Raw genomic sequence first — 6,879 nt, forward strand, 5'->3', positions numbered from 1 at the left:
CACTCTTTCCCTACACGACGCTCTTCCGATCTTTTGGGGATAGATTAAATTTTGAGTATTACATAGAAGAAGGTATAAACTTTTTAATACCTAAAAACTCTCTATACAATATAATAGATAACTCTATTAAGCACGGAATTTTAAAAAAAACTCATGGTGGGACTATAACTTTTATGATTACAAGACGAATGGAGGAAATAACAATAAAAATTAAAGATGATGGTGTTGGGATGGATCAGTCTCAAATAAAACAGATATTGAATGGTAATAATTATGGATCCACCTCAAACCTAAATTTTCAATATAAAGAATTGTATAATGCTAAGTTAGAAGTGATTAGTACCTTGTTAACTGGTACAGATATATCATTGTATATACCTGTACAATATGTAAAATTTGTTTGATATGTTTTAGAGCAAATTATTATCATAATATATTATTGATATTATGATGAAATTTTAATATGGGTGGAGGGTTATATGTTAAGAGTAGTTTTAGTAGATGATGAACAATTATCTTTAGACGAGTTAAGTTTTATTCTAGGTAAAAAGCGCGAACTAGAAATTATTGGTAAGTTTTTGAGTCCTTTAACAGCTTTAGAATTTATAAAAGAATCTAAACCAGAAATTGTTTTTTTAGATATAGAAATGCCAGAAATTGATGGTCTTACTTTGGCGAGTGAGATAGGTAAGTTGGATTTTTCAGTGAGTATTGTATTTGCAACAGTATTTGATAAATATGCAATAAAAGCTTTTGAAATTAATGCCATTGATTATGTTTTAAAACCATTTTCAGAGAAAAGATTAGCACTTACAATGGATAGGATAGAGGAAAAATTTAATTGCAGTAAAAATACACTTTTAGGACAAGGATCACTATTAGAAAAAATATCTAATGTAGGTATGGTAAAGTTGCCAGTTTGGAAGGCTGAATGTATTTTTCTTGTGCATCCGAGGGACATATTATATTGCACAGTAGTAAATAAAGAGGTGTTTGTTTTTACTAGAAAGGCCACATATACAGCACATTGTACGTTAAATCAATTAGAAAATAAGCTAATTAATCAAAATTTTTTTAGAAGTCATAAGAGTTATTTAGTAAATTTAGATAACATTTATAAAATAGTACCATGGTTTAATAGTACTTTCGTGCTTCAAATAGAAAATTGGAAAGAGGAAGTTCCTGTAAGTAGACATTACGTTAAAGAGTTTAAAAGATTACTGAATATGTGATTTTAGTGTTTCTTATAATAAGAAATGAGAGGGATAAATGAAAAAAATATTAATAGTAGATGATGAAGTTAATAATAGATTATTGTTAGAGGAGATACTAGAAGATTTTAAAGATAAAGGTGTAGAAATACTTCTAGCCGAAGATGGAAACCAAGCTTTGAATATAATTAAAAGTGAGATGCCAAGTTTGGTGTTTTTAGATATTATGATGCCTATAATAAACGGGTATGAGGTATGTAAAATAGTGAAAAAAGAATTAAAGTTACAAAATATGTATATAGTGCTTCTAACTGCCAAAGGGCGAGAAGATGATAAAGAAAGAGGAATACAAGTAATGTGTGATGAATATATAACTAAGCCTTTTTACTTCAATGAAGTTTTAGCTATAGCGGAAAATGTCTTGGGGATTAAAATTTAGAAATTTTATAGATTTACTCTTATATTTTAAATAAAAAGGGTGAGTCTATTTATATATAGGTCAAATTTAAAGTTCATCAGCAGAATGGTACAAAGTTCTTAAAATAATGTTATACTGTTGTAAGCAATTATTACGTATGAGAGGAAGAAATATATGTTGCATGAAGCACAAGAAAAATTAAAAAAATATTATGGATATGATAATTTTAGAAAAGGACAAGAAGATGTAATAGATAGTATATTAAGTGGGAAAGATACCTTTGCAGTGATGCCTACAGGAGCAGGAAAGTCGGTGTGTTATCAAATACCTGCATTAATGCTGGGCGGGGTAACACTTGTTATATCACCACTTATATCGCTTATGAAGGATCAAGTGGATACCTTAAATAGTATAGGAATTGCTGCAACATATATAAATAGCTCATTAAGTATTAATGAAGTTAATGAAAGAATCGATAAGGTGGCAAGAGGTGAGTTTAAACTCCTTTATGTTGCCCCAGAAAGATTAGAATCAGACTTTTTCTGCAATATGTTAAATAGATTAAAAATATCGCTTTTAGCAGTTGATGAGGCTCATTGTGTATCGCAATGGGGACATGATTTTAGACCTAGTTACGCAGCAATTTCTAGTTTAATTGACAAATTATCAGAAAGACCGATTATAGCAGCATTTACGGCTACGGCAACCCAGGATGTAAGGACAGATGTTATAAAGTTATTGAAATTAAGAGAGCCAGATGTTTATGTAACTGGTTTTAATAGAGAGAATTTAAGCTTTACAGTTATCCGTGGTGAAAATAAAAGAGATTTTGTGCTTAAATACATTGAGGGTAATAAAGATAAAGTTGGGATAATTTATACAGCTACAAGGAAAGAAACAAATAATCTTTATGAACTTTTACATAAAAAGGGATATAGTGTAGGTAAATATCATGCTGGTCTTAACGATGAAGAGCGAAAGCAAAATCAAGAAAAGTTTTTGTATGATGATATCAACATAATTATAGCTACTAATGCCTTTGGTATGGGAATAGATAAATCAAACGTTAGATATGTAATTCACTATAATCTGACTAAAAGCATGGAGGCATATTACCAAGAAGCAGGACGTGGAGGACGAGATGGTGAGCCAAGTGAATGTATATTGCTATTTTCAGCGGCAGATGTCCTACTTCAAAAGTTTTTTATAGAACAAAGCACTGTGGCGCCAGAAAGAAAGGTAAATGAATATAAAAAACTTCAAGCTATGGTAGATTATTCACATACTACTAGATGTTTACGAAAGTTTATTTTAGAGTATTTTGGGGAAGAAAATGTTCCAGACAAATGTGACAATTGTAGTACATGTAATGATGAGAGTGAACTCGTGGATATAACTATTGAGGCACAAAAGATATTTTCTTGCATCCTTCGTATGAAGGAGAGATATGGTACTTCATTAATAGCAGACGTTCTGCGTGGATCTAAGAATAAAAAGGTATTAGAACTTGGATTTGATAAATTATCAACATACGGAATAATAAAGCAATATACTGTTAAGGAAATAAGAGACATTATAAATGTGCTTACAGCAGAAGAATATTTGTCACTTGCAGATGGACAATTCCCGGTGGTTCATTTAAAAGAAAAAGCTGTACTAGTACTTAAAAATAAAGAAAAAGTATATCAAAAGGTTGATAAAAAGAAGGCAAAAGTTATTAAGGATACTGGCTTATTTGAAATATTGCGAACTTTGCGTAAAGAAATTTCTGAACGTGAGAAAGTTCCACCATATATTGTATTTGCAGATAGTGCACTAAGAGAGATGAGCGAATATTTCCCGGTAAATGAAAAAGAAATGTTAAATATTAAAGGTGTTGGTGAATCTAAGCTTAATAAGTATGGAGAGGAATTCATTCAGGTTATAAAAAAATATATGAAGGAAAATAACATAGAAATTAAGGCAGAAATACTATATAATAAAGATGATGGCGGTAAAGCGGAATGCGAGGTAGAGAAAGATTCTAAAAATGAAGACAAGGTGCCTAGTTATCTTATTACTTATAACATGTATAAGGATGGCAAAAGCATAGAGCAAATAATTAGCGAGAGGAAACTTAAAAGCCTTACAGTGCAAGAACATATATTTAAATGTGCTTCTGAGGGGCTTGATGTTAATTTAGATGATTTTATTCCGAAAAATCAAGAAGCACTTATTCTTGAGGTTATAGAAAAAATCGGAGCCTCAAAGCTCAGACCTATTAAAGAAGAACTACCAGAAGAGATAGATTATTTAGCTATAAAAGCAACAATATTTAAATATGCTAACAATAAGATTTCTTAGAAAAAAGGAGAAAACATGGAAAAAACATTTAATGAACTAGGATTAGAACAAAATTTTATAGAAGGTCTTACCAAACAAGGCATTGAAAGCCCTACAGAAATCCAGGTGAAGGCTATACCAATGGGACTTGATGGCGCGGACATCATAGGAGAGTCAGAAACAGGAACGGGTAAAACTTTAGCTTATTTATTACCTATTTTTCAAAAGATAGATGTAACATCAAAGGATATTCAAGCAATTATACTTGCACCCACTCATGAACTTGCAATGCAAATATATAAGCAGGTAGAATTGCTAGCAGTTAACTCAAATAGCCTAGTTAAATCAACTAGCATAATAGGTGATGTTAATATTAAAAGGCAACTCGAGTCCCTTAAGCAAAAACCTCATATAATAGTAGGTTCTGCAGGAAGAATTTTAGAACTTATAACAATGAAGAAACTAAAATCACATGGCGTTAAAACTATAGTAATAGATGAAGGCGACAGAATGATAGATGAGAATAACATAGATGGAGTAAAAGCCATAATAAAAACTACACTTCGCGATAGACAGATTATGTTATTTTCTGCTACGATTTCACTTAAAGTCGTTGAAATTGCTAAAACACTGATGAAAGATCCCGAGGTTATTAAAGTTGGAGATAAAAGTGTTGTAAATCCAAATATAGAGCACATATATTTTCTAGTGGAAAAGAGAGATAAAATTGAAATTCTACGTAAACTTATAAGCGCTACGAAACCTGAAAAGGCAATAATATTTATAAACAAAAGTGATGAAGTAGAGATTACAACTTCGAAACTTAGATATCATAATCTAAAAGTAGAGGGAATTCATGGATCATCGCAAAAAGAAAATAGAAAGAAAGCACTTGAGGATTTCAACGAAGGCAAAATACAACTGTTAGTGGCTTCTGATTTGGCAGCTAGGGGCCTTGACATAGTAGGAGTATCTCATATATTTAATCTTGATATACCTGAAAACTCGAAAGATTATTTACATAGAGTAGGTAGAACAGGAAGAATGGGAGAGTATGGCCTTGCATTATCAATAGCAGTAGAGAGAGAACTTGATTTTATTAAAAACTTTGAAAAAGATTTTAATATAGAAATTACTCGAAAAGAGATTCATAGAGGTGAGATTACTGAACCTCAAATTATAGATAAAGATAGGAATAAATTGCGATAGCCTAGTTTCCTTGCATGTGTTATAATAGCTTAGTAGTTTAGACTATAATGAAATTAAATTTTTTTGTGGAAAACCACATAGTTTGTGTGGAAGTTTCAGTTAATATGGAGGTATATATAAATATATGATAAGTACAAATAATATAAGTTTAAGATACGGTGCTCGTAAATTATTTGATAATGTTAATATAAAATTTAATCCTGGTAATTGTTATGGATTAATTGGCGCTAATGGTTCTGGTAAATCAACATTTCTTAAAATACTATCAGGCGATATTGAAGCTAATACTGGAGAAGTTTTTATAACTCCCGGAGAAAGACTTGCAGTTTTAAAGCAAGATCATTTTGAATTTGATGAGAATGAAGTTCTTAACACAGTAATGATGGGACATGTAAGATTGTTTGAAATAATGAAAGAAAAAGATGATTTATATGCAAAACTAGACTTTACTGATGAGGATGGAATTAGAGCTTCAGTACTAGAGGGTGAATTTGCAGAACTTAATGGATGGGAAGCTGAATCAGAAGCTTCAACACTACTTATGGGTCTTGGAATAACTGAAGATCTTCAAAAAAAGAAAATGAAAGAACTAACAGGATCAGAAAAAGTTAAGGTGCTTCTTGCTCAAACTTTATTCGGAAAACCTGATATTCTATTACTAGATGAGCCTACAAACAATTTGGATGTAAAATCTAAAAATTGGCTTGAAAGTTTCTTGCTCAATTTTGAGAGTACAGTTATAGTTGTTTCCCATGATAGACATTTTTTGAACAAAGTATGTACTCATGTTGCTGATATAGATTTTAGCAAGATTCAATTATTTGTTGGAAATTATGATTTTTGGTATGAATCTAGTCAATTAGCCCTTCAAATGGCTAAAGATCAAAACAAGAAAAAAGAAGAAAAAATTGCAGAACTTCAAAACTTTATTGCAAGATTTAGTTCTAATGCATCTAAAGCAAAACAAGCTACTTCTCGTAAAAAGCAATTAGACAAATTAACTTTAGATGATATAAAACCATCTTCTCGTAAATATCCGTTTGTTGGATTTAAACCAGAAAGAGAAGCAGGAAATGATTTGTTAACAGTTGAGAACTTAAGTAAAACTGTAGATGGAGAAGTTCTTCTTGATAATGTATCTTTCATAGTTAGTAAGGGTGATAAGATTGCATTTACAGGAGCCGATGAAATAGCTAAAACTACATTATTTAAGATATTAATGGGTGAGATGGAGCCAGATAGTGGTGAAGTTAAATGGGGAATTACTACAACTCAAGCTTATTTACCAAAAGATAATACAGATTATTTCTACAGTATAGATTGTAGCTTAGTTGATTGGCTTCGTCAGTATTCTGAGGATAAGGCTGAAAGTTTTATTAGAGGTTTTTTAGGTAGAATGCTTTTCTCAGGAGAAGAAGCTCTTAAAAAAGCTAGTGTATTATCTGGTGGAGAAAAAGTTAGATGTATGTTATCTAAAATGATGCTTAGTAATGCTAATGTATTAATATTTGATGAGCCTACTAATCATTTAGATTTAGAATCTATTACTGCTTTAAACAATGGTATGACGAGTTTTACTGGAACGATGTTATTAACGTCTCAGGATTCTCAGCTAGTTGCAACAGTTGCAAATAGAATAATTGAGATTACACCTAAGGGATTAATGGATAAAATAATGACTTATGATGAATTTGTAGAAAATGATGAAGTTCAAAAAGA

Annotated in this window: 5 protein-coding genes; all 5 read left to right on the forward strand. The window is 30.9% G+C overall.

Going from position 1 to position 6,879, the window contains the following annotated elements; all coding sequences use genetic code 11:
* The first annotated feature begins 479 nt into the window (after positions 1–479).
* A complete protein-coding gene (locus Q0649_RS21380) occupies positions 480–1,232 on the forward strand; it encodes a LytTR family DNA-binding domain-containing protein (RefSeq protein WP_298846666.1) in 753 nt (250 codons plus the stop codon).
* A gap of 37 nt (positions 1,233–1,269) precedes the next feature.
* Positions 1,270–1,650, forward strand: a complete 381-nt coding sequence (locus Q0649_RS21385; RefSeq protein WP_298846671.1) for a PleD family two-component system response regulator — start codon at positions 1,270–1,272, stop codon at positions 1,648–1,650.
* A gap of 153 nt (positions 1,651–1,803) precedes the next feature.
* Positions 1,804–3,972: a DNA helicase RecQ gene (recQ, locus tag Q0649_RS21390; protein ID WP_298846674.1), complete on the forward strand. Its 2,169-nt coding sequence runs from the start codon at positions 1,804–1,806 to the stop codon at positions 3,970–3,972.
* Positions 3,973–3,987: 15 nt separating this feature from the next.
* Positions 3,988–5,160 carry a DEAD/DEAH box helicase gene (locus Q0649_RS21395; protein ID WP_298846677.1) on the forward strand — a complete coding sequence of 391 codons (1,173 nt, stop codon included), beginning with the start codon at positions 3,988–3,990 and terminating at the stop codon, positions 5,158–5,160.
* 124 nt (positions 5,161–5,284) lie between these two features.
* A partial coding sequence (locus Q0649_RS21400; RefSeq protein WP_298846680.1) for an ABC-F family ATP-binding cassette domain-containing protein occupies positions 5,285–6,879 on the forward strand: 1,595 nt, incomplete at its 3' end.

Source organism: uncultured Clostridium sp. (assembly GCF_937920395.1).
In the GTDB taxonomy this organism is placed as follows: domain Bacteria; phylum Bacillota; class Clostridia; order Clostridiales; family Clostridiaceae; genus Clostridium_AD.

Coding starts and splice junctions, on each gene's coding strand:
- Q0649_RS21380 (WP_298846666.1), top strand. CDS start 480: ATGTTAAGAGTAGTTTTAGTAGATGATGAACAATTATCTTTAGACGAG.
- Q0649_RS21385 (WP_298846671.1), top strand. CDS start 1,270: ATGAAAAAAATATTAATAGTAGATGATGAAGTTAATAATAGATTATTG.
- recQ (WP_298846674.1), top strand. CDS start 1,804: ATGTTGCATGAAGCACAAGAAAAATTAAAAAAATATTATGGATATGAT.
- Q0649_RS21395 (WP_298846677.1), top strand. CDS start 3,988: ATGGAAAAAACATTTAATGAACTAGGATTAGAACAAAATTTTATAGAA.